26 protein-coding genes and 1 tRNA gene are annotated in these 24991 nt (G+C 69.7%); 14 read left to right on the top strand and 13 right to left on the bottom strand.

Features of this window, described 5'->3' with window-relative positions; all coding sequences use genetic code 11:
• Positions 1–6: 6 nt before the first annotated feature.
• Complete coding sequence (locus AB0L64_RS04230; RefSeq protein ID WP_363707530.1) at positions 7–819, top strand: alpha/beta hydrolase; 813 nt, start codon at positions 7–9, stop codon at positions 817–819.
• On the opposite strand, the gene AB0L64_RS04225 is transcribed toward AB0L64_RS04230, so the two are convergent.
• The 6 genes from AB0L64_RS04225 to nth are packed head-to-tail and all read right to left on the bottom strand — an operon-like array spanning position 782 to position 5285.
• The gene (locus AB0L64_RS04225) at positions 782–1432 is read right to left on the bottom strand and encodes a hypothetical protein (RefSeq protein WP_363707528.1); all 651 of its coding nucleotides are present in this window, start codon (positions 1430–1432) and stop codon (positions 782–784) included. The two genes, AB0L64_RS04230 and AB0L64_RS04225, sit on opposite strands and share 38 nt — an antisense overlap.
• Position 1433: 1 nt before the next feature.
• Positions 1434–1919 (bottom strand): SigE family RNA polymerase sigma factor, encoded by a 486-nt coding sequence (locus AB0L64_RS04220; protein WP_363707526.1) that lies wholly within the window; start codon positions 1917–1919, stop codon positions 1434–1436.
• Between the two features lie 42 nt (positions 1920–1961).
• The gene (locus AB0L64_RS04215; protein WP_363707524.1) at positions 1962–3140 is read right to left on the bottom strand and encodes a MarP family serine protease; all 1179 of its coding nucleotides are present in this window, start codon (positions 3138–3140) and stop codon (positions 1962–1964) included.
• The gene (locus AB0L64_RS04210; protein ID WP_363707522.1) at positions 3137–3907 is read right to left on the bottom strand and encodes a CoA pyrophosphatase; all 771 of its coding nucleotides are present in this window, start codon (positions 3905–3907) and stop codon (positions 3137–3139) included. The genes AB0L64_RS04215 and AB0L64_RS04210 overlap by 4 nt, the downstream gene beginning before the upstream one ends.
• A complete protein-coding gene (locus AB0L64_RS04205; protein WP_363707520.1) occupies positions 3904–4509 on the bottom strand; it encodes a TlpA disulfide reductase family protein in 606 nt (201 codons plus the stop codon). Before AB0L64_RS04205 ends, AB0L64_RS04210 begins: the two co-directional genes overlap by 4 nt.
• Complete coding sequence (nth, locus tag AB0L64_RS04200) at positions 4506–5285, bottom strand: endonuclease III (protein WP_363707518.1); 780 nt, start codon at positions 5283–5285, stop codon at positions 4506–4508. Before nth ends, AB0L64_RS04205 begins: the two co-directional genes overlap by 4 nt.
• Positions 5286–5496: 211 nt before the next feature.
• On the opposite strand from nth, the gene AB0L64_RS04195 reads away from it, so the two are divergent.
• Positions 5497–6174: a Crp/Fnr family transcriptional regulator gene (locus AB0L64_RS04195; RefSeq protein WP_167203704.1), complete on the top strand. Its 678-nt coding sequence runs from the start codon at positions 5497–5499 to the stop codon at positions 6172–6174.
• Positions 6175–6263: 89 nt separating this feature from the next.
• Here AB0L64_RS04195 and AB0L64_RS04190 read toward each other — a convergent pair whose 3' ends face one another.
• The 5 genes from AB0L64_RS04190 to AB0L64_RS04170 form a co-directional block, all read right to left on the bottom strand.
• On the bottom strand, positions 6264–7220 hold the full coding sequence (locus AB0L64_RS04190) for a type IV toxin-antitoxin system AbiEi family antitoxin domain-containing protein (protein ID WP_363707515.1): 957 nt from the start codon (positions 7218–7220) through the stop codon (positions 6264–6266).
• Positions 7221–7358: 138 nt separating this feature from the next.
• Entirely contained in the window at positions 7359–8120 is a 762-nt protein-coding gene (locus tag AB0L64_RS04185; protein ID WP_363707513.1) for an MBL fold metallo-hydrolase, read from the bottom strand.
• Positions 8117–8947: an NUDIX hydrolase gene (locus tag AB0L64_RS04180; RefSeq protein WP_359941275.1), complete on the bottom strand. Its 831-nt coding sequence runs from the start codon at positions 8945–8947 to the stop codon at positions 8117–8119. Before AB0L64_RS04180 ends, AB0L64_RS04185 begins: the two co-directional genes overlap by 4 nt.
• 168 nt (positions 8948–9115) lie before the next feature.
• Positions 9116–9577 (bottom strand): RidA family protein, encoded by a 462-nt coding sequence (locus AB0L64_RS04175; protein ID WP_363707511.1) that lies wholly within the window; start codon positions 9575–9577, stop codon positions 9116–9118.
• On the bottom strand, positions 9574–9735 hold the full coding sequence (locus AB0L64_RS04170) for a hypothetical protein (protein WP_166679940.1): 162 nt from the start codon (positions 9733–9735) through the stop codon (positions 9574–9576). The genes AB0L64_RS04175 and AB0L64_RS04170 overlap by 4 nt, the downstream gene beginning before the upstream one ends.
• 84 nt (positions 9736–9819) lie before the next feature.
• Here AB0L64_RS04170 and AB0L64_RS04165 point away from each other — a divergent pair, with 84 nt between their 5' ends.
• From AB0L64_RS04165 to AB0L64_RS04150, 4 genes are all read left to right on the top strand, one after another.
• On the top strand, positions 9820–10770 hold the full coding sequence (locus AB0L64_RS04165; protein ID WP_359941282.1) for an ArsA-related P-loop ATPase: 951 nt from the start codon (positions 9820–9822) through the stop codon (positions 10768–10770).
• On the top strand, positions 10767–11888 hold the full coding sequence (locus AB0L64_RS04160) for an ArsA family ATPase (protein ID WP_363707508.1): 1122 nt from the start codon (positions 10767–10769) through the stop codon (positions 11886–11888). The genes AB0L64_RS04165 and AB0L64_RS04160 overlap by 4 nt, the downstream gene beginning before the upstream one ends.
• Before the next feature lie 116 nt (positions 11889–12004).
• Entirely contained in the window at positions 12005–14356 is a 2352-nt protein-coding gene (lon, locus tag AB0L64_RS04155) for an endopeptidase La (protein WP_363707506.1), read from the top strand.
• Positions 14357–14487: 131 nt separating this feature from the next.
• A complete protein-coding gene (locus AB0L64_RS04150) occupies positions 14488–16896 on the top strand; it encodes a transglycosylase domain-containing protein (protein ID WP_363707504.1) in 2409 nt (802 codons plus the stop codon).
• A gap of 50 nt (positions 16897–16946) precedes the next feature.
• Here the strand turns inward: AB0L64_RS04150 and AB0L64_RS04145 are convergent, their stop codons facing one another.
• Complete coding sequence (locus AB0L64_RS04145; protein WP_355701025.1) at positions 16947–17414, bottom strand: GatB/YqeY domain-containing protein; 468 nt, start codon at positions 17412–17414, stop codon at positions 16947–16949.
• A 67-nt stretch (positions 17415–17481) separates the two neighbouring features.
• On the bottom strand, positions 17482–18678 hold the full coding sequence (locus AB0L64_RS04140) for a transposase (protein WP_363707501.1): 1197 nt from the start codon (positions 18676–18678) through the stop codon (positions 17482–17484).
• Positions 18679–18774: 96 nt separating this feature from the next.
• Between AB0L64_RS04140 and AB0L64_RS04135 the strand changes: the two genes are divergently transcribed.
• The 8 genes from AB0L64_RS04135 to AB0L64_RS04100 all read left to right on the top strand — a co-directional run bounded on the left by AB0L64_RS04135 (position 18775) and on the right by AB0L64_RS04100 (position 24990).
• Positions 18775–19716: a metallophosphoesterase gene (locus AB0L64_RS04135; protein ID WP_363707499.1), complete on the top strand. Its 942-nt coding sequence runs from the start codon at positions 18775–18777 to the stop codon at positions 19714–19716.
• A 24-nt stretch (positions 19717–19740) separates the two neighbouring features.
• Positions 19741–19817, top strand: a tRNA-Pro gene (locus AB0L64_RS04130).
• Between the two features lie 67 nt (positions 19818–19884).
• On the top strand, positions 19885–21276 hold the full coding sequence (locus AB0L64_RS04125) for a J domain-containing protein (protein WP_363707497.1): 1392 nt from the start codon (positions 19885–19887) through the stop codon (positions 21274–21276).
• Between the two features lie 4 nt (positions 21277–21280).
• Positions 21281–21910 carry a lipoyl(octanoyl) transferase LipB gene (lipB, locus tag AB0L64_RS04120; RefSeq protein ID WP_363707495.1) on the top strand — a complete coding sequence of 210 codons (630 nt, stop codon included), beginning with the start codon at positions 21281–21283 and terminating at the stop codon, positions 21908–21910.
• A 9-nt stretch (positions 21911–21919) separates the two neighbouring features.
• Complete coding sequence (locus AB0L64_RS04115; RefSeq protein ID WP_363707493.1) at positions 21920–22402, top strand: hypothetical protein; 483 nt, start codon at positions 21920–21922, stop codon at positions 22400–22402.
• The gene (locus AB0L64_RS04110) at positions 22395–23093 is read left to right on the top strand and encodes a carbohydrate-binding family 9-like protein (RefSeq protein WP_363707491.1); all 699 of its coding nucleotides are present in this window, start codon (positions 22395–22397) and stop codon (positions 23091–23093) included. Before AB0L64_RS04115 ends, AB0L64_RS04110 begins: the two co-directional genes overlap by 8 nt.
• Positions 23094–23146: 53 nt before the next feature.
• The gene (locus AB0L64_RS04105) at positions 23147–24070 is read left to right on the top strand and encodes a tetratricopeptide repeat protein (RefSeq protein ID WP_363707489.1); all 924 of its coding nucleotides are present in this window, start codon (positions 23147–23149) and stop codon (positions 24068–24070) included.
• Positions 24071–24201: 131 nt separating this feature from the next.
• Positions 24202–24990 carry a CoA transferase subunit A gene (locus AB0L64_RS04100; protein WP_363707487.1) on the top strand — a complete coding sequence of 263 codons (789 nt, stop codon included), beginning with the start codon at positions 24202–24204 and terminating at the stop codon, positions 24988–24990.
• Position 24991 lies beyond the last annotated feature (1 nt).

Below are 24991 nucleotides of genomic sequence, written 5' to 3'. Positions count from 1 at the left end.
CTCGTCGTGTTCCTGCACGGCTTCCCCGAGTTCTGGTGGGCCTGGCGGCATCAACTGCCGGTCGTCGCGGCCGCCGGGTACCGCGCGGTGGCGATGGACCTGCGCGGGTACGGCGCCAGCGACAAGACACCCCGCGGCTACGACCCGTACACCGCTGCGGCGGACGTGTCCGGGGTGATCCGCTCGCTCGGCGCGACGGATGCCGTGCTGGTCGGGCACGGGTGGGGCGGGTTCATCGGCTGGTCGGCCGCCGTCCTGACGCCGCGGCAGGTCCGTGGACTGGCAGCCGTGTCGGCGCCGCACCCGTTGCTGCTGACCCGGTCCGGGCAGACGAAGGCGTTGACGCGGAGCGCGTGGTTCCAGCTGCCGATCCTGCCCGAGCGCCGGCTGCTCGCCCACGACGGGATCCACATCGAGCGACTGCTCCGCGCCTGGGCCGCGCCGGGCGGGACGTTCCCCGACACGGAGGCGTCGCGCCGCTACCGGGCCGCGCTCCAGGTCTGGCCGGCACCGCATTGCGCGCTCGAGTACCACCGCTGGTTCGCACGGTCCCGCTTGCGGCCGGACGGGCGGAAGTACTCCACGAAGATGCGCACACCGGTCGCCGTACCGGTGCTGCAACTCCAGGGCGCTCAGGACGCCGCGGTGTCCCCCACCGCGACCACACCCCCGGACCTGGTCAGCGCACCGCTCCGCCACGAACTCATCACCACCGCCGGCCACTTCCCGCACGAAGAGACGCCGGAGACCTTCAATCGCGTGTTGCTCGACTGGCTGCGCGCTACCAGTTCGCCGAGCTCGTCGACACAGTCCCAGTGACCACCCAGCTCGGGCCCCGGTGCTCGACGCGGTACGTCGCGTTCGACGCGTGGTTGCAGTCGTGGAAGAGACTCGCCCGGGCCTCGACGTGGTCGCCCTTGTCGACCACGTCGGCGATCATCACCACTCCGACCCGGTTGTCCTGGCACGTCGGCGGCGCCGGCAAGAGGTGCCCGCGGAACTGGAGCGGCGCGATCCTGCGCACCAGGTAGGTCATCATCTCCTGCTGGTCCGCGGAGATCGGCGGTCCCTTGGGGGGGTGGTTCGTCCCATCGTCGGATTGCTCCAGCACGATCACCGACCGCCAGGCGCCGGAGCCGGGTTTCACGGACCGGAGCAAGGTCTCGATCGAGGCCGTCCAGATCAGCGCGTCGTCCGACGCGGTCCGCGTGGGCGTCGGAGTCGCTGCCGGCGGCGCCGGGTCGGCGGCTCCGACCCGGCCGACGCCGTACAGGGCCCCGGCGAGGACAGCCAGTACGGCGGCCGCGGCGAGCAGCACCGGTGCGATGCGGCGGCGCTTGGTCGCCTCGGGCAGGTGGTCGGCCAGGTGCTCATGGTCGGCGAAGGTCTCGCGGAGGAGGTCGCCGAGTTCGTCGTCGGTCAGCTTGGGCATGTCAGTTCGCCTCCTCGGCAGACATGTGGTCGCGCAGGGTCGCCAGGGCGCGGGCGGCGTTCGAGCGGACGGTGGCTGGGCTCACGCCGAGGACCTCGGCGATGTCGGAGTCCGCAAGGTCCTCGTAGTACCGCAGGACCAGCACCGCGCGCTGCTTGCGCGGCAACCGGGTGAGCAACCGCCAAGTGGCGTCGCGTTGCGCCTGGCGGGCCCCGAGGTCGTCGTCCGTCGGACGCTCGATCGGCTCGGCCAGCGGGACCTCGCGGTTCTTCAGCAGCCGCCGCCACCCGAGGTACTCGTTGACCACCATGGTCCGCAGGTATGCCTCGGGATACTCGAGTCCGCCGATCCGCTCCCACTGCCGGTGCGCCCGGGCCAGCACGCTCTGGACCAGGTCCTCAGCGTTGTGCCTGCTCCCGGACAACATCAGCCCGAGGCGCAGCAACCGATGCTCGGTCGACCGCACCACCTCGTCCAGCGAACTCACCGTCACACCCTTTCAATGCGGCGGACGGCGGAAATTGCTGCATCACGTGCAGGACTGGGTGGACACCTCTTGGGTGGCGCTGCTGCCGGCGCGAGCGTCGGCCGCGACCTGTTGCGCGGTGAGGACGTAGCCGGTGCGGTTGTCCTCGACCGAGGCCGCGAACACCACGCCGTACACGACGCCCTTCGCGGACAGCAACGGGCCGCCGGAGTTGCCCGGGCGGACCGAGGCCCAGATCGAGAACGCCTCGCGGGTGACCGTCTTGTCACCGTAGATGTCCGGGCCGCGGAGCCGTTCCTCGGAGCGGATCCGGGCCGGCTCGGAGTCGAACGGACCGTTCTCCGGGTAGCCGAGCACGACCGCCGGGTCGTCGGCCTTGCCGGTGAGGTCGAACGCCAGCGGCTTCACCGACTCGCTCAGGTCCTTCACGTACAGCACCGCGATGTCGGTCTCCGGGTCGAACACCACGACCTTGGCGTCGTACTTCTTGCCGCCCACCTCGACCTGCGGCGAGCTGACGCCGGCGACGACGTGCGCGTTCGTCATCACCCGCTTCGGCGCGTACACGAAGCCGCTGCCCTCGAGTCCGCGCGAGCAGCTGGCGACGCCGGTGACCTTGGCGATCCGGCTGTACGCGTCCCGGACGGACTGCTGCCGGGCGATCCCGCTGTCCGGCGGCTGGGTCTCCCGGATCCGCTCCGGGACGAACGGGTCGAGGAACCGCGGGAACAGGTCCGTGTTCACCACGTCGTTGAACGACTGCAGCGCGCGGTCGGCGCTGTCCGGCAGCACTTCGTCGGTCTTGGCCAGCACCTGCGAACCGCGGACCGCCGACGTCACGCTCGGGATCCGCGCGCCGCTCACCGCGACGCCGAGCACCCAGGCGACGATCAGCACCGACGCGGCCGCCAGCGCGGCGCCGCCGAGCGCGTCCAGGAACCGGATCGGCTTCCAGGACAGCTTGTTTCTGACCCGCGACCCGATCAGGGCCCCGAGTGTTCGCCCGATCGAGGCGAGCAGGACGACGAGCACCAGCGCCGCGAACGACACCGACACGCTCGGTGAGAAGTTGTCCAGGACCTTCGGCACGCCCCAGACCCCGAGCGCGGCGCCGGCCAGCAGGCCGACGGTGGCGCAGGCTCCCAGCACGAAACCCTCGATGTATCCCGAGATCGCCACCAGCGCGGTGACGATCAGCAACGCCCAGTCGAGCTTGCTCACTCCACACCTTCCGGCTCGGGACCCTGCGTACGGCCGAGGTCGTGCTCGATCGCTGTCATCCGGCGAACGTCCGCCGGCCGTCGCCCCTCGCTCCGCCAGGCCGCCTCGACCAGCCGGTCGGGCAACGGTACGACGTGCGAGGGGTCCCAGTCGCGGTACCAACCGCCGAGCTGGAGCATTTTGTCGAGCAGGCCGGCCGTGAAGCCCCAGATGTAGAGGTTGCCGATCGTGAACGCCGGGCCGGTGAAGCCGCTCGGGTGCAGGCAGCTGATCCGGTTCGCCGGGTCGGCGAGCGCGCTGATCGGCACCTCGTGCACGGAGGCGACCTCGGCCGGGTCGACGACCGCGACCGGCGACGGCTCCCGCCACCAGGCCAGCACCGGCGACACGCCGAAGTTGCTCACCGGCACCCACAGCGCCGGCCAGATCCCGAACGGCACCACACCGTCCGGGTCCAGGCCGGTCTCCTCCTCGGCCTCCCGCAGCGCCGTCCGGACCAGACCGCTGTCGCCGGTGCCGTCCTCCGGGTCGGCGCCGCCGCCCGGGAACGCCATCTGCCCGGCGTGCTTGCGCAGCGTCCAGGCCCGCTCGGTGAGCAGCACCTCCGGGCCATCGTTGCCCTCGGCAAGCAGGATCAGGACGGCGGACTTGCGCACCGACGGGTCGTCCGGCGGCAGGAACCGGGACAGCACGTTCGGGTCCACATCCTCGGACGCCTTGGCCAACGGTCGCAGCCAGTCCGGGATCCCGACGTCGGCGAAGATCATGGGGTTACTCCCAGCTTGTCCTTGACCAGCTGGTCGAGCTGCTGCTGGGACGTCAGTACGCCGCGGTGCACGTATGCCACCGCGCCGTCGTCGTCGACGAAGACCGTCAACGGCGGGCCGCCGACCTTCAGCGCGCGCTGGATCGCCTTGTCCCGGTCGACGACGTGCGGGTACGCCAGACCTTCCTCGCTCGCGAAGGTGACCGCGAGCTCCGGCCGCGGGTCGTCGTAGTCGATCCCGAGCATCGCCACCTTGCCCGACTTCGCGAGCGCGGCCAGGTACGGCGCCTCGTCGCGGCACGGTCCGCACCACTGCGCCCACACGTTGATCACCAGCGGCCCCCGCAGGTCGGCGAGCCGGACATCGGGGCCGGAACCGAGGCACGGCAGGCTGACGTCCGGCAGTCCGTTGCTGACCGGCGGCTTCGAGGGCGCGGCCGGGCACGCCTCGAGCTTGTCCGCACCCGCCACCGCGGTCCGCCCGGACGACGGCGTACCGCTGTCATCGGCTCGCTCCGATCCACACGCCGCCAGTGTCACCGACAGCACCAACGCGACCGCCCCGACGAGGTGCGGCCTGCGGAGCGGCGTACCGGTTCTCATGCCGGGGTCTTCACCAGCTTCGCGGCGGTCTCTGGGTCGATGGGGCCGGCGCCGTACGACGGGCACCACTGGGCGATCGGGCAGGCTCCGCAGGCCGGCTTCTTGGCGTGGCAGCGGCGGCGGCCGTGGAAGATCAGCCGGTGCGACAGCATCGTCCAGTCCTTCTTCGGGAACAGCTCGCCGATGATGTGCTCGACCTTGACCGGATCCTCCTCCGCGGTCCAGCCGAACCGGCGGACCAGCCGGCCGAAATGGGTGTCGACGGTGATCCCGGGAATACCGAACGCGTTGCCGAGGACCACGTTGGCGGTCTTCCGGCCGGTGCCGGGGAGCTTCACCAGCTCGTCCAGCTTGTTCGGCACGACGCCGTCGTAGTCGTCGACGAGGGCCTGGCCGAGCTTGATCACACTGTTGGTCTTCGCCCGGAAGAAGCCGGTCGGCTTGAGGATCGCCTCCATCTCGTCCCGATCCGCCTCGGCGTACGCCTGGGCGGTCGGGTACTTGGCGAACAGGGCCGGGGTCACCTTGTTCACCGTGACGTCGGTGGTCTGGGCGGACAGGATGGTGGCCACCAGCAACTCGAGCGGGTTGGTGAAGTCCAGCTCGCAGTGCGCGTCCGGGTAGGTCTCGGTCAGCACCTTGTGCATCTTCCGCGCCCGCCGGACCAGCTGGGTGTGGGTCTCGTCGACGAACACCGGGGCCTTGCGGGGGAGCTTCAGCGGGACCAGGACGGCTGATTCGGCGGAGGCGGGAGCCTCGACACGCTGGGTCGGCATGGAGGCCAGCCTACGTCCGGCCACCGACAGGCGCCGGGCGGATCCGGGAGGCGTCCCGGAGAGTGCTCCGGCGAGTCCGGACGGGCCTACGTGGCGGTGCCGACACCCGAGGGGCTACGGTTTTGTGGCGACCGGGTGTACACATATCGGTCGACGGACGTGGCGGATCCCATGTCCGGAGTCGTGGTCGAAGGTCCTAGGAGGCCCAGAAGTGGATGCCGCAGTGCTCCGACAGGCACCGCTGTTCAGTCAGCTCGACGACGAGGCGGCCGACGCGCTGGCAGCCTCGATGACCGAGAGCCGGCTGCGCCGCGGCCAGGTGCTGTTCCACGAGGGTGATTCCGGTGACCGGCTGTTCATCGTCGTCGAGGGCAAGGTCAAGCTGGGCCGCACCTCCGCCGACGGCCGGGAGAACCTGATCGCCGTGCTCGGGCCGGGACAGATGTTCGGTGAGCTGTCGCTGTTCGACCCCGGACCGCGGTCCGCGACCGTCACCGCCGTCACCGACGCCTCGCTGATGTCGCTGACCCACGACGAGCTGCTCCGCTGGCTCGACGGCCGCCCGGCGGTCGCCCGCGGCCTGCTTCTGCAGCTGGCCTCCCGGCTCCGCAAGGTCTCCGACGTGGTCGCCGACCTGGTCTTCTCCGACGTACCGGGCCGGGTCGCGAAGGCCCTCCTGGACCTGGCCAGCCGCTTCGGCCGCACCGCCGACGACGGCGTCCACGTCCACCACGACCTCACCCAGGAGGAGCTCGCCCAGCTGGTCGGCGCCTCCCGCGAGACCGTCAACAAGGCCCTCGCCGACTTCGCCTCCCGCGGCTGGGTCCGCCTCGAGCCCCGCTCCGTCGTCCTCCTCGACGTAGACCGCCTCCAGCGCCGCGCCCGCTAGACGTCTTCCCCGCCCAATTTGCCTGGCTGACCAGTCAAGTTCCGGGTTCTACACCGTGATTCAGAGTGCAGAACCCCCAACTTGACTGGTCAGCCAGCAAGACGGGTACGGCGCGCGCGGTCGAAGGCGCGCCGGATCTCCCATGCTGTGCGGCGTGGGTGGGCGAGGTCGTCCCAGGTTGTGCGAACGACCTCGAGCCCCATCGCGCGCAGGCGGTCCTCACGGAACTTCTCCTGAATCAGCGCCTCGCGCGCGCCGTCGGCGTACTTCAGCAGGCCGTCGAACTCGACGACGGTGTTCTGGTCGGGAAAGTCGAAGTCGACGCGGGCCACGAACCCGTCGGCGTCTCTGTACGTCACCTGTAGCCCCGGGGCCGGCAGACCCTGCTGGTGCATCAGGACCCGGAGCCGTGACTCGCCGACGGACTCGGCCAGCGGATTCGCGAATGCGAGCGCGGCCCGGATGGTGGGGCCTCCCGGCCAGTACTCGGTCAGCTCCAGCACGCGCCGTACCTCATCGTCAGACAACCGCCCACCGCGTAGCGCGGCATCCGCGCTCACCACGGCCGCCTCGAACGCACCTGTGCCGGCGGTCTCGACCAACGCACGGGCGACCGTGGTGCCCTTCAGTCCGTCCACCTCGCCGACGTCTGATGCGCTCAGCTGTCCTCGGTGATGCCTGACACCCGCCACCGCCCCCTTCCGCCAGCCGCTGGACCTGGTCAGCTGAACTTCAGAGAGGTCCGCATCCCACACCGGTACGCCGTGCATGATCAGCGCAGAGTGATGGCTCACCACAGCAGTTCCTGGTTGCATCGAGTTCACGGCTGCGTGCACGAGACGCCGGTGGAGCTGTAGTTCCCGCTCCCAAGGCGGCAGGTGTCCGGAGTCCACGCGCTCGGAGTACTGCCCGTGGCGCAGTCGCACCCAGCGTCCGTCGCCGAGACGTTCCTGGATCTGCTCGTGCGTGTAGCCGGCCGCCAACGCCTGACGCCGGCTGAACACGCCGCCCTGGCCGTCCGCGACGAGTGTCAGCAGAGGATTCACGGCTCCAGCATTCCCGAAACCAGCCCCGGCCGAGCAGCCTTCCGTCGTACCTGTGGAAAACCCCAATCTGGCTGGTTGGCCCATCAACTTGGGGGTTGTGCACTCTGAATACGGGTGACGAACCCCCAAGGTGGCTGGTCAGCCAGCCAAATAGTCCAGCTGGGCCCGCACCGAGCGTTCGGCGGCGGGCCAGAGGGTTTTGTCGACGTCGGCGTAGACGTGTTCGACGATGGACTCGGGGGTGGTGTGGCCCTCGGCGATCGCGGCGCGGACCTGGGCGAGGCGTTCCTGGCGGTGGTCCAGGTAATAGGTGAGGACGCCGGTGGGGTCGTCCACGACGGGGCCGTGGCCGGGGAGCAGGCGCAGGACGTCGGCCGGGCTGTTGGCGAAGGCCCGGAGGCGTTCGAGGGAGTCGAGGTAGGGGCCGAGCGCACCGTCCGGGTGCGCGACCACCGACGTACCGCGGCCGAGGACCGTGTCCCCGGTCAGCAGCGAGCCGTCCTGCGGGAGCCAGAAGCACACCGAGTCGAGGGTGTGGCCCGGCGTCGGGAGCACCTCGACGCGGAGGCCGTCGACCGTGATCACGTCGCCCTCGGCGAGGCCGTGCGCGTGGTCGGTCGGGATGCGGAACGCCGGGTCGACCGCGCGGACGCCGCAGCTGGCCTGGTTGGCGAACCACGCGGCGCCCTCGGAGTGGTCCGGGTGCTTGTGGGTGAGCAGTACGACGGCGACCTGGCCGGCCTGCTCGAGGACCGCGCGGAGGTGGTCCTCCATCAGCGGGCCGGGGTCGACGACCACCGAGCGTTCCGCGCCGGGCGCCCGCAGGATCCAGGTGTTGGTGCCGTCCAGCGTCATCAGGCCGGGGTTGTCGGCGCGTACCAGCGTGGCGTACTCGGTCATGTGGTCTCCAGATAGGCCTGGTCGCCGTCGACGCGCACGGTGGGCATGATCGCCCGGATCGCCCGCTCGCCGGCCGCATCCAGGATCGCGGCCACGTCGTCGTACTGCGAGAGTTCGTGGCAGCAGACGTACGTCGGGGGCAGCATCAGGACCTCGCCCGCGTCGACGGCCGCGACCGCGTCCGCGGGGCGGATCCAGGTGACCTGGTCGGACTCGCTCGTCACGTCCCGCGTGACCTGCCCGGACGGGAGGGCGGCGACGAAGAACGCGGTGTCGTACCGCTTCGGCTCGAATTCCGGCGTGATCCAGTGCGCCCACGGGCCGAGCAGGTCCGCCCGGAGCACGAGACCGCGCCGGTGCAGGAACTCCGAGAACCCCAGCTCCCGGGTCTCCAGCGCGACCCGGTCGGCCTCCCAGCCGGCGCCGGTGGTGTCGCCGACGACCGAGTCCGCCGAAGGGCCGGCCAGCAGTACGCCGGACTCCTCGAACGTCTCCCGCACCGCGGCCGCGACGTACGCCGCCGCGGTCTCCGCCGAACACCCGAGCCGCTCCGCGAACCAGGCCGGCGAAGGGCCGGACCACGAGTCCGCCACGGTGGAGTCGGTCGCGTCGACCCGCCCACCGGGAAACACCGTCATCCCCGCGGCAAAAGCCATCGTCCGTTGCCGCCGCAGCAGATAAACCTCCGGCCCACCGCTGAGCGCGTCGCGGAGGAGGATGACGGTGGAGGCGGGGCGGGGTGCGACCGGGGTTCGGTCGCCGCGGGCGTAGTCGAGCGCCACCTCGGCCATCCGGCCGCTCATCAACTGCGACTTCAGATCACGCACGACGGCTCCCGGAACAGCAAGCCGCACGCGCCGACAGGCCGAGAGCGGCGTACGGCGCTCCCGGACGACACGCGGCGGGCGTCGCACGGCTTGCCTGAGTGCTCGGACGGCAGGCTGCGGAGGCGACCGGCCCGGGCCGGTCGCCTCGCTTACCCGTGTGGCGGTGGATCAGTTGACCTCGACGATCAGCTCGACCTCGACGGGGGCGTCGAGCGGGAGGACCGGGACGCCGACGGCACTGCGGGCGTGCTGGCCGGCCTCGCCGAAGACCTGGCCGAACAGCTCGGACGCGCCGTTCGCGACCTGCGGCTGGCCGGTGAAGTCGGGCGTGGAGGCGATGAACGCGACTGCCTTCACGATCCGCTTCACGTTCGCCAGGTCGCCGATCTCCGCCTTGACCGCGGCCAGTGCGTTCAGCGCGCACTGCTGGGCGCACTCGCTGGCCACCTCGGGAGTGACCGCGTCGCCGACCTTGCCGGTGGCGATCAGCGTGCCCTCGCGCAGCGGCAGCTGGCCGGACGTGTAGACCAGGTCACCGGTCCGGACCGCCGGGACGTACGCCGCGACCGGCTTGGCCACCTCGGGCAGCTTCAGGCCGAGCTCGGCGAGCTTCTCCTCGGGGTGGCTCATTTGTCCTCGATCTCCCGCTTGAAGTACGCGACCAGGTTCTCCGGGTTGAGGCCCGGGATCACCTGGACCAGCTCCCAGCCGTCCTGGCCGAAGTTGTCCAGGATCTCCTTGGTCGAGTGGACCAGCAGCGGCGCGGTGAAGTACTCGAACTTCTTCATGAAGGGGACTGTACCGAGACCTTCCCCGCCCCACTGCCCCGGTCAGGAACGGTGTGTCCTGCACCACGCCCTACCCTGGGACGTATGGCGCGACTGCACGTGGTGACCGGCAAGGGCGGCACCGGGAAGACCACGGTCGCGGCCGCCATGGCGCTCGCGCTGGCCGAGGAAGGCAAGCGCGTCCTGCTCGTCGAGGTCGAGGGGCGCCAGGGCCTCGCGCAGCTCTTCGACGTACCGCCCCTGCCGTACGTCGAGCGCCGGATCGCGCAGGGCCCCGGCGGCGGTGAGGTGTTCGCGCTGGCCGTGGACGCCGAAGCCGCGCTGCTGGAGTACCTCGACATGTACTACCACCTCGGCCGCGCCGGGAAGGCGCTGGAGAAGGTCGGCGCGATCGACTTCGTCACCACGATCGCGCCCGGGCTCCGCGACGTCCTGCTGACCGGCAAGGTCTACGAGGCGACCCGCCGCAAGGTGCACGGCCGGCTCGCGTACGACGCCGTGGTGCTGGACGCGCCGCCGACCGGGCGGATCGCCCCGTTCCTGAACGTGAACACCGAGGTCGCCGGACTCGCCAAGGTTGGGCCGATCCGCAACCAGGCGGACGCGATCATGGGCATGCTGCGCTCGGACGTGACCCGGATCCACCTGGTCACGCTGCTCGAGGAGATGCCGGTCCAGGAGACGCTCGACGCGTTCGAGCAACTGGAGGCGCTGGACCTGCGGATCGGGTCGGTGGTGGTGAACATGGTCCGGCACAGCCCGCTCGACGACGACGCGCTCGCCCTGGCGGTGAAGGAGAAACTGCCCACCGCCGAACTCACCCGGGGCCTGAAGGCGGCCGGGATCACGATCGGCGCCGACCTGGTGCGGACGCTGGCCGCGGAGGCCCACGACCATGCCATCCGGGTCGGGCTCGAACGCGAGAACCGGGACCGGATCGATGCCCTGGGCAAGAAAGTGACCGAGCTGATGCTGCAGCCGGAGGGCATCGACCAGGGCACGCTGCTCGACCTGGCAGAGGAGTTCCGGGCATGACCGAGCTCGACCTGGACGCGTTGATCGACGATCCCACGACCCGGATCGTGGTCACCTGCGGCGCCGGCGGGGTCGGCAAGACGACCACGGCGGCCGCGCTCGGGCTGCGGGCCGCGGAACGCGGGCGGAAAGTCGTCGTGCTGACGATCGACCCGGCCCGCCGGCTGGCGCAGTCGCTCGGGCTGACCGAGCTCGACAACACCCCGCGGGCGGTAGCCGAGGTCGAGGCCGCGAACGGCGGCCGGCTGGACGCGATGATGCTGGACATGAAGCGGACGTTCGACGACGTCGTACTCCAGCACGCGACGCCGGAGAAGGCCGAGCAGATCCTCGCGAATCCCTTCTATCAAGCGCTTTCCTCGTCGTTCGCGGGCACTCAGGAGTACATGGCGATGGAGAAGCTCGGGCAGCTGCACAAGCAGGCCGAGCGGACCGGCGACTGGGACCTGATCGTCGTGGACACTCCCCCGTCGCGGTCGGCGCTGGACTTCCTGGACGCGCCGGAGCGGTTGGCGTCGCTCCTCGAGGGCCGGTTCCTCCGGTTGCTGCTGGCACCGGCGAAAGGCCCGTTCCGGCTGATGTCGGCCGGGGTGAACATGGCGATGTCGGTGCTGAACAAGGTGCTCGGCGCCCAGGTGCTGACCGACGTACAGACGTTCGTGGCCGCTTTCGACACCCTGTTCGGCGGGTTCCGGCAGCGGGCCGAGCAGACGGTCGCGCTGCTGCGGGAGCCGCACACGGCGTTCCTGGTTGTGGCGTCGCCGCAGAACGACGCGCTGCGCGAGGCGTCGTACTTCGCCGAGCGGCTGCGCGCCGAGGGAATGCCGCTGGCCGGCGTCGTGCTCAACCGGGTCACGAACGCGCAGGCGCCGGACCTGTCGGCGGAGCGCTCCCTCGCCGCGGCCGAGAAGCTCGAGGAAGCGGACAAGTCCCCGCTGACCGTCGCCGTACTGCGGTTGCACGCGGACAAGATGCAACAGGTCGTCGGCGACCACAAACGCGCCGACCGCTTCCGCCGCGGCCACCGCGCGATCCGCACGGTGGAGGTCCCCGCCCTCCCCGACGACGTCCACGACCTCACCGGCCTACGCCAGATCGGCGACCTCCTCACCGCCTGAACATGCCCGGCCACCGTCCCGGGTTCACTCTGAGCGAACGTGGATGGGGGCGGGAATTACCTGCTTACACCTGTGGTTGAGCCTGTCAGACTCAATCTTGAAAAGGGTGTGACAGCGTGACCGATACGTTGAATCTTCCTGTTCTGCCGCTGGACGACGTGGTGGTCCTGCCGGGGATGGTCGTGCCGGTCCGACTCGCCGACAGCGAGGCCCGGGCGGCGATCGATGCCGCGCAGGCTGCTGGGCAGGACCAGGTGCTGCTGGTGCCGCGGCTGGACGGGAAATATGCCAAGGCCGGGACGCTCGGTGAGATCGAGCAGATCGGCCGGCTGCCGGGCGGTGCCCAGGCGGCCGTGATCCGTGGGGCCCAGCGGGTCCGGATCGGCGCCGGGACCACCGGTCCGGGTGCCGCGCTCTGGGTGGGCGCGACGGTGATGCACGAGATCACCGACGAGCGCTCCGCCGAGCTGGCCCGCGAGTACAAGACCCTGACCACCTCGGTGCTGCAGCGTCGCGGCGCCTACCAGGTCATCGACTCCATCAAGGGCGTCGACGACCCGGCGGAGCTGTCCGACCTGGCCGGCTACGCGTCGTACCTGAGCACCGAGCAGAAGTCCTGGCTGGTGGAGAACGCGAACGTCTCCGAGCGGCTGGAGAAGCTGATCGGCTGGGTGAAGGACCACCTCGCCGAGCTCGAGGTCTCCGAGACGATCCAGAAGGACGTCCAGGAGGGTATGGAGAAGCAGCAGCGGGAGTTCCTGCTGCGCCAGCAGATGGCCGCGATCCGCAAGGAGCTGGCCGAGCTGGACGGCAAGGCCGAGTCCGAGGAAGAGGACTACCGGGCCCGCGTCGAGGCTGCCGACCTGCCCGAGCACGTCAAGAAGGCGGCGCTCGCCGAGGTCGACAAGCTGGAGCGGACCGCGGAGCAGTCCCCCGAGGTCGGCTGGATCCGGACCTGGCTGGACACCGTCCTCGAGCTGCCGTGGAACGAGCGGACCGAGGACAGCTACGACATCCGCGAGGCGCGGGCCGTGCTGGACGCGGACCACGCCGGCCTGGACGACGTGAAGCAGCGCATCACGGAGTACCTGGCCGTACGGCGTCGTCGTGCGGACCGTGGTCTCGGTGTCGTCGGCGGCCGCCGCAGTGGCGCCGTCCTGGCACTGGTCGGTCCTCCTGGCGTGGGCAAGACCTCGCTCGGTGAGTCCGTGGCGCGTGCGATGGGGCGCAAGTTCGTCCGGGTCGCGCTGGGCGGTGTCCGCGACGAGGCCGAGATCCGGGGCCACCGGCGGACGTACGTCGGCGCGCTGCCGGGCCGGATCGTCCGCGCGATCACCGAGGCGGGTTCGATGAACCCCGTCGTGCTGCTGGACGAGATCGACAAGGTCGGTGCGGACTACCGGGGCGACCCGACGGCCGCGCTGCTGGAGGTCCTCGATCCGGCGCAGAACCACACCTTCCGGGACCACTACCTGGAGGTCGAGCTGGACCTGTCCGACGTGGTCTTCCTGGCCACGGCGAACGTGCTGGACTCCATCCCGGCGCCGCTGCTGGACCGGATGGAGCTGGTGCAGCTGGACGGGTACACCGAGGACGAGAAGGTCACGATCGCCCGTGACCACCTGCTCCCGCGTCAGCTGGAGCGGGCGGGCCTGACGGCGGACGAAGTGACCGTCGAGGACTCGGCGCTGCGGGTGCTCGCGGGTGAGTACACCCGGGAGGCCGGCGTACGGCAGCTCGAGCGCTCGATCTCACGGGTGCTGCGGAAGGTGACGGCCAAGCTCGCCCTGGGCGAGGACCTGGGCAACCTGACGATCGGTTCGACCGACCTGAAGGAATACCTGGGTTCGCCGAAGTTCACCCCGGAGTCGGCCGAGCGGACGGCGCTTCCGGGCGTGGCGACCGGGCTGGCGGTGACCGGTGCGGGTGGTGACGTGCTCTTCGTCGAGGCGTCGCTGGCCGACAAGGAGACCGGCCCGACCGGAGTCACGCTGACCGGACAGCTCGGTGACGTGATGAAGGAGTCGGCGCAGATCGCCCTGTCGTACCTGCGCTCGCACGGCGCGGAGCTGGGGCTGCCGGTCGGCGACCTCGCCGAGCGGAACGCCCACATCCACGTGCCGGCCGGAGCCGTCCCGAAGGACGGACCGTCGGCGGGTGTGACGATGACGACGGCGCTGGCCTCGCTGCTGTCCGGGCGGCCGGTCCGCTCGGAGGTCGCGATGACCGGTGAGGTGTCGCTGACCGGACGGGTGCTCCCGATCGGCGGTGTGAAGCAGAAGCTGCTCGCCGCGCACCGGGCCGGGCTGACCACGATCCTGATCCCGAAGCGGAACGAGCCGGACCTGGAGGACGTACCGGCGTCCGTGCTCGCGGAGCTGACCGTGCACCCGGTGAGCGACGTCCGCGAGGTGCTGGATCTGGCGCTGGAGCCGGCCGAGGTGCAGAGCCACCAGTACGCCGCGTAACGCCGTACCGAACGAGGGCCCGGGCAACTGCCCGGGCCCTCGTCCTTTCGGATGAACTTTGTCCAGCATGAGTGACCGAACTCACACGCGCAGCGGTAACCCAAAAAGCTGATCCCGTAGTCTTTACAACCATGCGCGTCAGGGAGAAGGGCGACCGGGGAGTCGTCCAATCTGTGGTTCTGTTCCTCGGGGTGAGCGTGCTGTCGGGGGCCTTGGCCGCCGGTCTCGCGATCCCCCTCGCCGGCCTCGCCGGGTTCACCACGGAGAAGACTTCCGACACGTTGCAGGACCTGCCGCAGCAGTTCGACGAGGTGCCGCTGAAGCAGAAGAGCACCATCCTGGCGGCCGACGGGTCGGTGATCGCCACCCTCGCCGAGCAGAACCGGGTCCCGGTCAAGCTCAAGGACGTCGCCTCGATCATGCAGAAGGCGATCGTCGCGATCGAGGACGACCGGTTCTACGAGCACGGCGCCCTGGACGCGAAGGGCACGCTGCGCGCACTGCTGCAGAACCAGTCGTCGGGCTCGGTACAGCAGGGCGGTTCGAGCATCACCCAGCAGTACGTGAAGATCAGCCTGGTCGAGAAGGCGAAGACGCCGGCCGAGGTGGCCGCCGCGACCGCCGACACGTATCAGCGCAAGGTCGCCGAGCTGCGGTACGCGATCGCGGTCGAGAAGCAGTACTCGAAGAACGAGATCCTGGAGAAGTACCTCAACCTCGCCAACTTCGGCGACGGCGCCTGGGGCATCCAGGCCGCCGCCCAGCACTACTTCTCGGTGAACGCGTCCCAGCTCACGCTGCCGCAGGCCGCGATGCTGGCCGGCCTGGTGAAGAACCCGACCGGCTACGACCCGACCAACAACGCCAAGCGCGCCAAGGACCGCCGCGACGTGGTCATCCGCCGGATGCTCGAGCTGCACGTCATCTCGGTCGCCCAGGCCAACTCGGCGCTGAAGACCCCGGTCATCGACCCGGCCAAGGTCCGCCCGAACAAGCTGGGCTGCGCGAACGGCAAATACCCGTTCTACTGCGAGTACGTCGTCTCTCAGCTTGAGGACAACGCTGCTTTCGGCAAGACGAAGGCAGACCGCGCCAACTACGTCAAGACCGCCGGCCTGACCATCAGGACGTCCCTTGACCCGAAGATCCAGGCGGCCGCGCAGCACTCGATCGACGCGCACAGCAAGCCGACGGACTCCGCGATCGCGGCGATCACGATCGTCGAGCCGGGCACCGGCCTGGTGAAGGCGATGGTGCAGAGCAAGCCGTACGGCGGGAAGCGGAATCAGACGTCGTACAACTACAACGTCGAGAAGTCGTACCCGGGCGGGTACGGCGGTTTCCAGAACGGTTCGACGATGAAGGCCTTCACGATCGCGGCCGCGATCCAGAAGGGCATCCCGCTGAACTACAAGATCAACTCGCCCAACCAGATCGACCTCAGCGGCAAGAAGTTCAGTACCTGCACCGGGACCACCGAGGATCCGAAGTACACGCCGAGCAACTCGACGTCGAACGTCCCGGAACCGACGATGATCCAAGCGGCGCAGAAGTCCACGAACACCTACTTCCTGCTGCTGTCCCAGCGGACGGGGCTGTGCCCGATCGCCAAGATCGCGGCATCGCTGGGCCTGTACGACGCGCAGACGGGCGACGCCCAGTCGGCCAAGCCACTCGACCAGGTCGTCTCGATGACACTCGGCGTCGGCTACGTCACGCCGCTGCAGCTCTCGAGCGCGTACGCCGCGTTCGCCGCGCGGGGCATGTACTGCACGCCCTGGCTGATCACCTCGGTCAAGGACGCGGCAGGCAAATCGGTCGCGACGCGCGGCGCGGACTGCAAGCAGGCCCTCGCTCCCGAGGTTGCGGACGGCGTCAACGCAGTCCTGCACCAGGTCATGCAGAAGGGCGGCACCGGCGTCAAGCTGAACTTCGGCAAGAGTGACCTGGCCGGCAAGACAGGAACGATCACGGCGAACAAGGCCGTGTGGTACGCCGGTTACTCGACCCGGCTCGCCGCCGCCTCGGTGGTGGCCGACGCCTCCGTGCCGTACAAGAACCTCATCGGCCAGACACTCAACGGCAAGAAGATGTACGACGCCTCCGGTTCCGGCACAGCGGGTCCTCTGTGGATGACTGCGATGCAGGGCGCCCTCAAGAACTACCCGACCACGCACTTCGTCGCGCCGTCCGACAAGACCCAGCGCGGTGACGTGAAGAGTCTCCCGTTCGTGAACGGCATGAACCCGGAGGACGCCGCGAACAAGCTGCGCCAGGCCGGCTTCGAGGTCGCGATCGCCTCCGGCACGGTGAACTCCGAGGAGACCGCCGGCACCGTCGCGTACACCGACCCGCGGCAGCGCGACGGCGCCCCGGCCGGCTCCCTGGTGACGATCTACGTCTCCAACGGCAGCAAGAAGAACCAGCCGAAGCCAGGGACGACCACCAACACCCCGCAACCACCGCCCACAACGCTGAATCCGAACTGCCCGCCCTGGAACCCGAAGTACCCGAACTGCGGCGGCCGCGGCCACGGCTGACAGCACTGAGGGCCTCGTCCACCATGGACGGGGCCCTCAGTCTTTGATGATCAGGCGCCGAGCTGGCGTTTCACCTCGGCGGAGACGACTGCGCCGTCGGCCTTGCCCTTGACCTTGGGCTGGAGGGCGCCCATGACCTTGCCGATGCCGCGCGGGCCGAGTTCGGCGGCGCCGGTGGCGGCGATGGTCTCGGTTACCAGGGCCTTGATCTCGTCCTCGGTGAGCTGCTCGGGGAGGTACTCGGCGAGGATGTCCGCCTCGGCCTGTTCCTTGTCGGCGAGCTCGGCGCGGCCGGCCTCGCGGTAGGCGACGACGGACTCACGGCGCTTCTTCGCCTCGGAGCTCAGCACGTCGACGATCTCGGTGTCGCTGAGTTCGCGGGCCTCCTTGCCGGCCACCTCCGCCTTGGTGATCGCGGTGAGCGCCATCCGCAGGGTCGACTTGCGGATCTCGTCGCGCGCCTTGAGGGCGGCGGTCATGTCGTCGTGCAGGCGCTGCTTCATTCCGGAGTTGGACATACCTGAGATTGTGGCAGGCTGGTGAATTGGCGTCCTCCTCGCCCGGAGCAGACGGGGATTCCAACCGCTACGCGGAGGTAGCGAGTTGAGGTTCACGCTTCGGCGAGACCGGTACGGCAATCTCTCGGCGTGCGTTCACGGCCCGCCCGGCCGCGATGTTGACTGCCGCGTTCACGTCTGCGTGTGCCTGGTGTCCGCAGGCCACGCACCGGAAGACCGCTTGGTTCTTGCGGTTCTCCGGTGCGCAGTACCCGCAGACGGTGCAGGTCTGCGATGTGTACGCGGGGCTGACCTTCTCGACCCGTCCTGCCGCCTTCTGCTCCAGACGGGTCACCAACAAGCCCCAGCCATTGACCAGGATGCCCCGGTTGCGGCCGGACTTGGCACGCCGACGGTTCGAGACGAAGCCCCCGGGCCGTTCGGGATCGGGTCTCGGCCTAGGCCGCCTCGTCATCTGCGCGATGCGCAGGTCCTCAACCCGGATCACGTCGAACCGCTCAGCAAGGTCGGTGCTGGTCTTCTCCACCCAATCCTTACGACGGTCACCGGCGCGCGCATGCAACTGGGCGATCGCAGCCTTCACGCGCCGGCGACGGTTCGAGCCACTGAGGCACCGCGCCAGTCGGCGTTGCAGGTGCTTGAGTCGCTCCCACTCACGTTCCGACAGCCCAGGACACGACAGAAGCTCACCAGTCGACAGGGCAGCCGAGACGGTGACGCCGCGGTCCACGCCAACGATCTCGCCAGCACCCGGGGCGGGGATCGGTTCCGGAATGGCCGCGAACGCGAGGTGCCAGCGGCCAGCCTGATCGCGGGTGATGCGGTACGACTTCGCGCGTGGCACGGCGCGGGAGAGCCGGAACCGTATCCAGCCGACCTTTGGCACGAGCACTTTCGCCCACTTGCGGTTCATCTTCTCGATCCGCATTGCCTGACCACCGACGATGCGGAATCCCTCGTGTCGCCCCGTCTTGCGCCAGGCAGGCCGCCCGTGGATACCGGCGTAGAAGTTCTGCACGGCTTGATCGAAGTCGCGCAGAGCCTGCTGCTGGACGGTCTGCGATCCCGCTCGCAACCACCCGAACACTGCGCGCGCTTCGGTCAGCTCCCGGGACTGATCGACGTACCCAGGCGTGGGGCCTTTGTCACGGGACCACATCGACCACTGCTCCAGCGCCAAATTCCACACGTACCGGGCGTGCCTACACTGTTGCAGCAGGCCGGTTTGCTGCGCCGGAGTCGGGTACAGCCGGAACCGGGACATAGTAGCTACCCAATCAGACAGGACCGACAGTCCTCGATCACTGAACGGAGGCAGTCGCGGTTTCCCCGGCCTGAACGGGCGCCCGCGACAGATCCAATGAGCAGCAGGCTAGCCAGCACCGTCGTGAAGACCACCGCGGTGGTCGGCGCCGTCGGCGCCGCGTGTGTCGGGTACGCGGCCGGGATCGAGGTGCGCTGGTTCACACTGCGCAAAGTCACCGTGCCGGTGCTGCCCGAGGGGTCGGTGCCGCTGCGGGTGCTGCACCTGTCCGACCTGCACCTGATGCCCACGCAGGAGAAGAAGATCCGCTGGGTCAACGACCTGGCCGCGCTCGAGCCCGACCTGATCGTCAACACCGGCGACAACCTCGCGAGCGAGTACTCGGTCCCTCCGCTGCTCCGCGCGTACGGCGACCTGCTCGACCTGCCCGGGGTGTTCGTGTTCGGCTCCAACGACTACTGGAAGCCGCACTTCAAGAACCCGGGCAAGTACCTGCTGCCCGCGAACAAGCAGCGGCACAAGCCGCACGGCCCCGACCTGCCGTACGAGGAGATGCGCCGCGCGTTCACCGGCGCCGGCTGGACGGACCTGAACAACGCCAAGGCCACCCTCAAGGTGAACGGCCTGCGCCTCGACTTCGCCGGCACCGACGACCCGCACATCAAGCGCGACCGGTACGACGACGTCGCGGGCGAGATCGACCCGGCCGCGGACCTGTCGATCGGCGTCACGCACGCGCCGTACCAGCGGGTCCTGAACGGGTTCGTCGGCGACGGCTATCCGCTGGTGCTCGCCGGCCACACGCACGGCGGCCAGCTCGCCGTCCCGTTCTACGGCGCCCTGGTGACGAACTGCGACCTCGACACGTCCCGCGTGAAGGGCCTGACCACCTGGGGGTACGGCGGCCGTCAGGCGGCGCTGCACGTGTCCGCAGGCCTCGGTACGTCGCCGTACGCGCCGGTCAGATTCGCCTGCCGGCCGGAGGCGACACTGCTGACTCTGGTCCCTCGAAATAACCCGATTTCGTCCGGACGCTGAGCCCATGTAAGCTACTCGCGACTTCGGGCTGTGGCGCAGCTTGGTAGCGCGCTTCGTTCGGGACGAAGAGGTCGCAGGTTCAAATCCTGTCAGCCCGACCACCATTGAGGGTCAGTCACTGCGGTGACTGGCCCTCAGTGCGTTAGGACGTGTCGCGGAGGTGCTTGGGTGGGCGGGGCCGATCACTACGAGGTGCTCAACGTCGAGCGCACGGCCAGCACCGCCGAGATCAAGTCCGCGTACCGGAAGCTCGTCCGGCAGGTGCATCCGGACCAGGGCGGCAACGCGGCGCTCTTCCGCCTCGTCCAGGACGCCTGGAACACCTTGTCCGACCCGGCGAAGCGCGCCGCGTACGACCGCGGCCTCGACCGGCCGGCGGAGGCGCCGCGCGCCGATCCGCGCCGGGAGCCGGATCCCGAGCCGGAGCCGAGCTGGACCTGGTCGACCGACCAGCCGTGGTCCGACGAGCAGTCCCGCTCCAATGACCAGTCCTGGTCGTCCGAGCAGGCGTGGTCCGACGGGCAGCCTCGCGCGGCCGACGAGTCCAGGGCAACCAGTACGGCCGGCGACCCGGCTCGGCCGGTCGATGCCGGCCTGGTCCAAGCCCGCCCGGGGTTCGGCCGCTGGCGCCTGCCGGCGCTCATCGCCTTGGCCGTCTTCGCCGCCCTGGTCATCGGCATGCTGGTCAGCGCCGGCTACCAAGGCTTCTGGGACATCGCCTTCGGCATCTGCACCGCCGCGATGATCGTGGTCGCGCTGCCTCCGCACTGGAGCCGGCGAGTGCCGTTCCGCGGCCTGTTCACGACCCTCGGCGTCCTCACCGCGGCGTTCTACCTGCTGGCGCTCGTGCTGACCGCGCTTCCGTTCGCGGCGGACAACGGGTCCACCGTCGGCCGCATCCTGATCGGCGTGACGGTCGTCGGCCTCGTGGTCACGCGGATCCTCACCGGCCGCTGGTCGAAGGCGCATGCCCTCGACCGGGCGATCGACCGCACGGCGGCGTACGAGTTCAACCTGTGGGGCCGTCCCGGAGAGCCTCTCGTCGACGACGCCCTGGCCGCGCCGATCACGCCGTACGACGTCCTGCTGCAGCGGCGGACGGCCAACCTGCTCGATCCGGTGATCACCGCCCTGCCCGCGGCGAAGCTCGTCCACGGCGCGCAACTCGGCGCGGTCGCCGTCGACCACATGCTGCTCAACGGCCACCGCGTCGCACTGATCGTCTCGCTGGTAGGACCGCCCGGCGTGTACTCGCTGGACGCCTACGGATCCCTCGTCCTCAACGGCCAGCCGCTGGACAGCCCCGCGGCCGCCTTGGAAGCCGCCGTGACCTCCTGGCGCAGCCGCCTCCGCACAGCCGAGGTCCGCGGCTTCCTGATCGTCCACCCGTCCACCGACGGCCGCATCACCACCCGCCCCACCACCGACACCGCCGTCACCTGCCTCCCCTCCCAGTCCGCCGCCGACGAGCTCCTCACCTGGCTCCAACGAGAAGGCAACCTCCTCGACCGCCGCCTCCTCTACGACGTCCTGCACCGCGCGCCGTACGGCCTAATCTGAACGTATGCAGCGGGTTGATCTCGGTGAGGTGGAGTACGGCGTTGCCGCGAAGGACATGCGGGAGTGGGTCGAGGAGCGGGTTGCAGGCAAGGTTGGGGATCGGCTGTTCTTGCTGAGTCATCCGCCGGTGATCACGTACGGGCCGCGGACTGTGCTCGACCATCTGCCGGCGGAGGCGGCCGGGATCCCGGCGGTGGAGGTTGATCGGGGTGGGTTCGCGACGTATCACGGGCCCGGGCAGCTGGTCGGGTATCTGGTGATCGATCTGCACCAGCGCGGGCCGGTCGACGTCGTGCGGTGGGTGGAGAACGGGCTGATCGACGCGCTCGGGTCGCTCGGGTTCCCGCTGGTGCGGCGGGACACCCCGAAGGGTGCGAGCAGCCTGGTCGGGGTCTGGACCGCGGACGGCCGGAAGCTGTGCTCGATCGGGATGCGGATCCGGCGGGGCGTGACCAGTCACGGGTTCTCGATCAACGTGGACCCGGACATGACCGTTTTTCACACGTTCACGAGTTGCGGACTGCACGACGTCACGATGGTGTCGCTCGCGGAACTGGCCGCCGAGCAGGGCCTGGCCGCGCCGAGCGACGCCGACGTGCGCGATGCCGTCGCGCGCAGCCTGGGAGCCCGATAACCTGCGGCAATGAGTCAGGAGGACGACGGCGACCGGATGCCGGAGGATCTGGAGGCCGTCCTGGAAGCCGCCGACGAGGCGGAGCAGGCCGAGGAGGGGCGGTACGACGCCCCGCCGCTGCCGCCCGCGCTGATCCTCGGTGTCGTCGGGCTGCTGTGCGGGTTCGCGACCATCGCGCTGGTGTGGCTGAGTGAGCGCAGTTGCGAGCGGTTCCGGGACACCACGAACTGCGGCGCCCTCGGACTGCCGCTGCTGGTGCTGATCGTCGTGGTCACGATGGTGCTCGGCGGCCTGGCGCTCAGCCGGCTGGCGATGCCGCACCCGAAGCTGATCCCGTTCCTCGGCGTCGCGTTCATGGTCGCGCTGGTCGTCGCGTTCCTGACCGGCCACCTGGACTCGCCGTGGATCCTCGCCGTCGTACCGGCGCTGACCGCTGTCACCTTCCTGCTCGCCGATCTCGTCGCCCGACTGCTGGAGCGTGCCGATGCCTGACCTGCCCGTCTACGAGTGCCCGCGGACCGCCACCACGCCGAATCTCGACGGCACCCTGACCGACCCCGCCTGGGACGCCGCGCCCTGGACCACGGACTTCGTCCCGATCCACGACGGCCCCGCGCCGCGGTTCCGGACCCGGGCCAAGCTGATGTACGACGACCGGTACCTGTACATCGGCGGTCTGCTCGAGGAGCCGCACGTCTGGTCGACGATGACCGAGCACAACACGAAGCTGTTCCACGAGAACAACTTCGAACTGTTCCTCGACCCGGACGGCGACGGGCTGAACTACTACGAGTTCGAGATCAACCCGCTCGGCACGATCTGGGAGCTGACGCTGCCCAAGCCGTACGTCGACGGCGGCGTCCCGATCGACCCGACGAACCTGCCCGGTCTGCGGACCGCGATCCACGTCGACGGCACGGTCAACGACCCGTCCGACACCGACACCGGCTGGTCGGTCGAGCTCGCCGTACCGTGGGCCGACCTGGCCGCCTACAACAAGGGAAGGGCGACGCCGCCGAACCCGGGCGACGAGTGGCGGATGAACCTGATGCGCTGCGAGTGGCCGCATGAGGTCGTCGACGGGGCGTACGTCAAGGGTGAGGACATCGAGTTCTGGGTGTGGTCGCCGCAGGGCATCGAGGACATGCACCGGCCGGCCACCTGGGGCGTCCTCCGTTTCTGACCCCGATGACCCCTGTGACACGGCGTTAACACGGCCAAGAGACAATGAGGTACGTGAACTTGGGGGGCAGCGGCGATCTCGACGGCGACCAGGTCGTCAGTGCGATCGAGCGTGCCTGCGAGAGCGATCTGCGGACGGCTTTGCGGCTGGTTGCGCGCTACTCGGCGTACTGGTGGTCGAACGGGCTTCAGGACGAGGCCGCGGCCGCGGCGGAGCGCGTGCTGAGCATGCTCGGCCGGACCGTCCCGGTCGGGCTCGACGAGGAGTACCTGCTCGCGGTCGTCCACGGAGCCGCGACGGCCGAGCAGGAGCAGGTGGAGCTGGCCCAGCAGATCGTGCTGACGACGACCGGCCCGTTCCGGTACTCCGTGACGGTGCTGCTCTGGTCACTCGTGTTCGGGCCGTTCGAGCCGGCCGCCGTGGTCGAGGACGTCCTGGAGCGGAACGAGGGCGGTGACGCGTGGACGCGCGCAGCCGTCGAGCTGTGCCGCGGGTACCCCGGTCTGACCACGGCTGCGCCGGGTGACGCCGTACAGGCGTTGCGTACGGCGCTGGGCCGGTTCCGGATGCTGGAGGACCGCTGGGGCATGTTCCTGGCGCTGAACGGGCTCCGGCAGGTGGTCGACGAGCCGCTGGACGTCATCACGGAGGCGATCCGGCTGGCCGAGGAGCTCTGTCTGGGTGACCACACAGCGCTGCTGCTGTGTGAGCGCGCCGCCCTGTACCTGCGGTCCGGCAAGCTTGAGGACGCGCAGGACGACTACAGCCGCGCACTGTCGATCGGCGAGCACTCCGACCTCCCGGAGAGCGTCGCCGCGGCACGGATCGGCCTGAGCCGTGCGGCGCGCGGCTCGGGGAACCTTCCGGCAGCCCGCGCGCACCTGTCCGCCGTGCTCGCGCTCCCCGACCTGGATGTCGCCCACCACGAGGCGATCCTCGAGCTCACCGCGCTGAACGCCTCCGAAGCGTCCGCGTAGGACCCGACCACACAGCCGGGTGGTACGTCGCCACATCTGTGGCACCGCCCACATCGCGAGACACCGTTCCTCTGGTTAGAGTCGGAGCGAATCGGCAGAAGACAACACCGGCCACTGCAACGGAGCAGCTGATGGACAAGACGTACGGGTCGCCGCAGGAAGCGGTGGCGGACATCGGGGACGGCGCCAGCCTCGCCGTCGGCGGCTTCGGGTTGTGCGGCAACCCGATGCAGCTGATCAGCGCTCTGCACGACAAGGGGGTGTCCGGGCTCAGCGTCGTGTCGAACAACTGCGGCGTCGACGACTGGGGCCTCGGCATCCTGCTCGCGGACAAGCGGATCGCGAAGATGACCTCGTCGTACGTCGGGGAGAACAAGGAGTTCGCCCGGCAGTTCCTGTCCGGTGAGCTGGAGGTCGAGCTGACGCCGCAGGGCACGCTGGCCGAGAAGCTCCGGGCCGGCGGCTGCGGGATCGCCGCGTTCTACACGCTGGCCGGCGTCGGCACGCAGGTCGCCGAGGGCGGGCTGCCGCAGAAGTACAACGCGGACGGCTCGGTCGCGAAGGCGTCCGAGGCCAAGGAGACGCGGGAGATCAACGGCACGACGTACGTCCTGGAGGAGTCGATCACCACCGACTTCGGGCTGGTGCACGCGCTCAAGGGCGACACCCACGGGAACCTGGTCTTCGACCGCAGCGCACGGAACTTCAACCCGCTCGCCGCGATGGCGGGCCGGGTGACGATCGCGCAGGTCGAGGAGCTCGTCCAGCCTGGTGAGCTGGACCCGGACTCGATCCACCTGCCGGGCGTCTACGTCCAGCGTGTCGTTGCGGTCGGCAAGGACATCGAGAAGCGGATCGAGAAGCGCACGGTGCAACCCCGCGAGGCCTTCGAGGCGCAGCGCGAGAAGCTGGAGGCCTGAG

The sequence above is a fragment of the Kribbella sp. NPDC051936 genome (assembly GCF_040680955.1).
Lineage (GTDB): Bacteria > Actinomycetota > Actinomycetes > Propionibacteriales > Kribbellaceae > Kribbella.
This window is presented reverse-complemented; position numbering and strand designations above follow the sequence as displayed.

Coding starts and splice junctions, on each gene's coding strand:
- AB0L64_RS04225 (WP_363707528.1), bottom strand. CDS start 1,432: ATGCCCAAGCTGACCGACGACGAACTCGGCGACCTCCTCCGCGAGACC.
- AB0L64_RS04210 (WP_363707522.1), bottom strand. CDS start 3,907: ATGATCTTCGCCGACGTCGGGATCCCGGACTGGCTGCGACCGTTGGCC.
- AB0L64_RS04205 (WP_363707520.1), bottom strand. CDS start 4,509: ATGAGAACCGGTACGCCGCTCCGCAGGCCGCACCTCGTCGGGGCGGTC.
- nth (WP_363707518.1), bottom strand. CDS start 5,285: ATGCCGACCCAGCGTGTCGAGGCTCCCGCCTCCGCCGAATCAGCCGTC.
- AB0L64_RS04185 (WP_363707513.1), bottom strand. CDS start 8,120: ATGACCGAGTACGCCACGCTGGTACGCGCCGACAACCCCGGCCTGATG.
- AB0L64_RS04175 (WP_363707511.1), bottom strand. CDS start 9,577: ATGAGCCACCCCGAGGAGAAGCTCGCCGAGCTCGGCCTGAAGCTGCCC.
- AB0L64_RS04170 (WP_166679940.1), bottom strand. CDS start 9,735: ATGAAGAAGTTCGAGTACTTCACCGCGCCGCTGCTGGTCCACTCGACC.
- AB0L64_RS04165 (WP_359941282.1), top strand. CDS start 9,820: ATGGCGCGACTGCACGTGGTGACCGGCAAGGGCGGCACCGGGAAGACC.
- AB0L64_RS04160 (WP_363707508.1), top strand. CDS start 10,767: ATGACCGAGCTCGACCTGGACGCGTTGATCGACGATCCCACGACCCGG.
- AB0L64_RS04150 (WP_363707504.1), top strand. CDS start 14,488: ATGCGCGTCAGGGAGAAGGGCGACCGGGGAGTCGTCCAATCTGTGGTT.
- AB0L64_RS04145 (WP_355701025.1), bottom strand. CDS start 17,414: ATGTCCAACTCCGGAATGAAGCAGCGCCTGCACGACGACATGACCGCC.
- AB0L64_RS04140 (WP_363707501.1), bottom strand. CDS start 18,678: ATGTCCCGGTTCCGGCTGTACCCGACTCCGGCGCAGCAAACCGGCCTG.
- AB0L64_RS04135 (WP_363707499.1), top strand. CDS start 18,775: ATGAGCAGCAGGCTAGCCAGCACCGTCGTGAAGACCACCGCGGTGGTC.
- lipB (WP_363707495.1), top strand. CDS start 21,281: ATGCAGCGGGTTGATCTCGGTGAGGTGGAGTACGGCGTTGCCGCGAAG.
- AB0L64_RS04115 (WP_363707493.1), top strand. CDS start 21,920: ATGAGTCAGGAGGACGACGGCGACCGGATGCCGGAGGATCTGGAGGCC.
- AB0L64_RS04110 (WP_363707491.1), top strand. CDS start 22,395: ATGCCTGACCTGCCCGTCTACGAGTGCCCGCGGACCGCCACCACGCCG.
- AB0L64_RS04100 (WP_363707487.1), top strand. CDS start 24,202: ATGGACAAGACGTACGGGTCGCCGCAGGAAGCGGTGGCGGACATCGGG.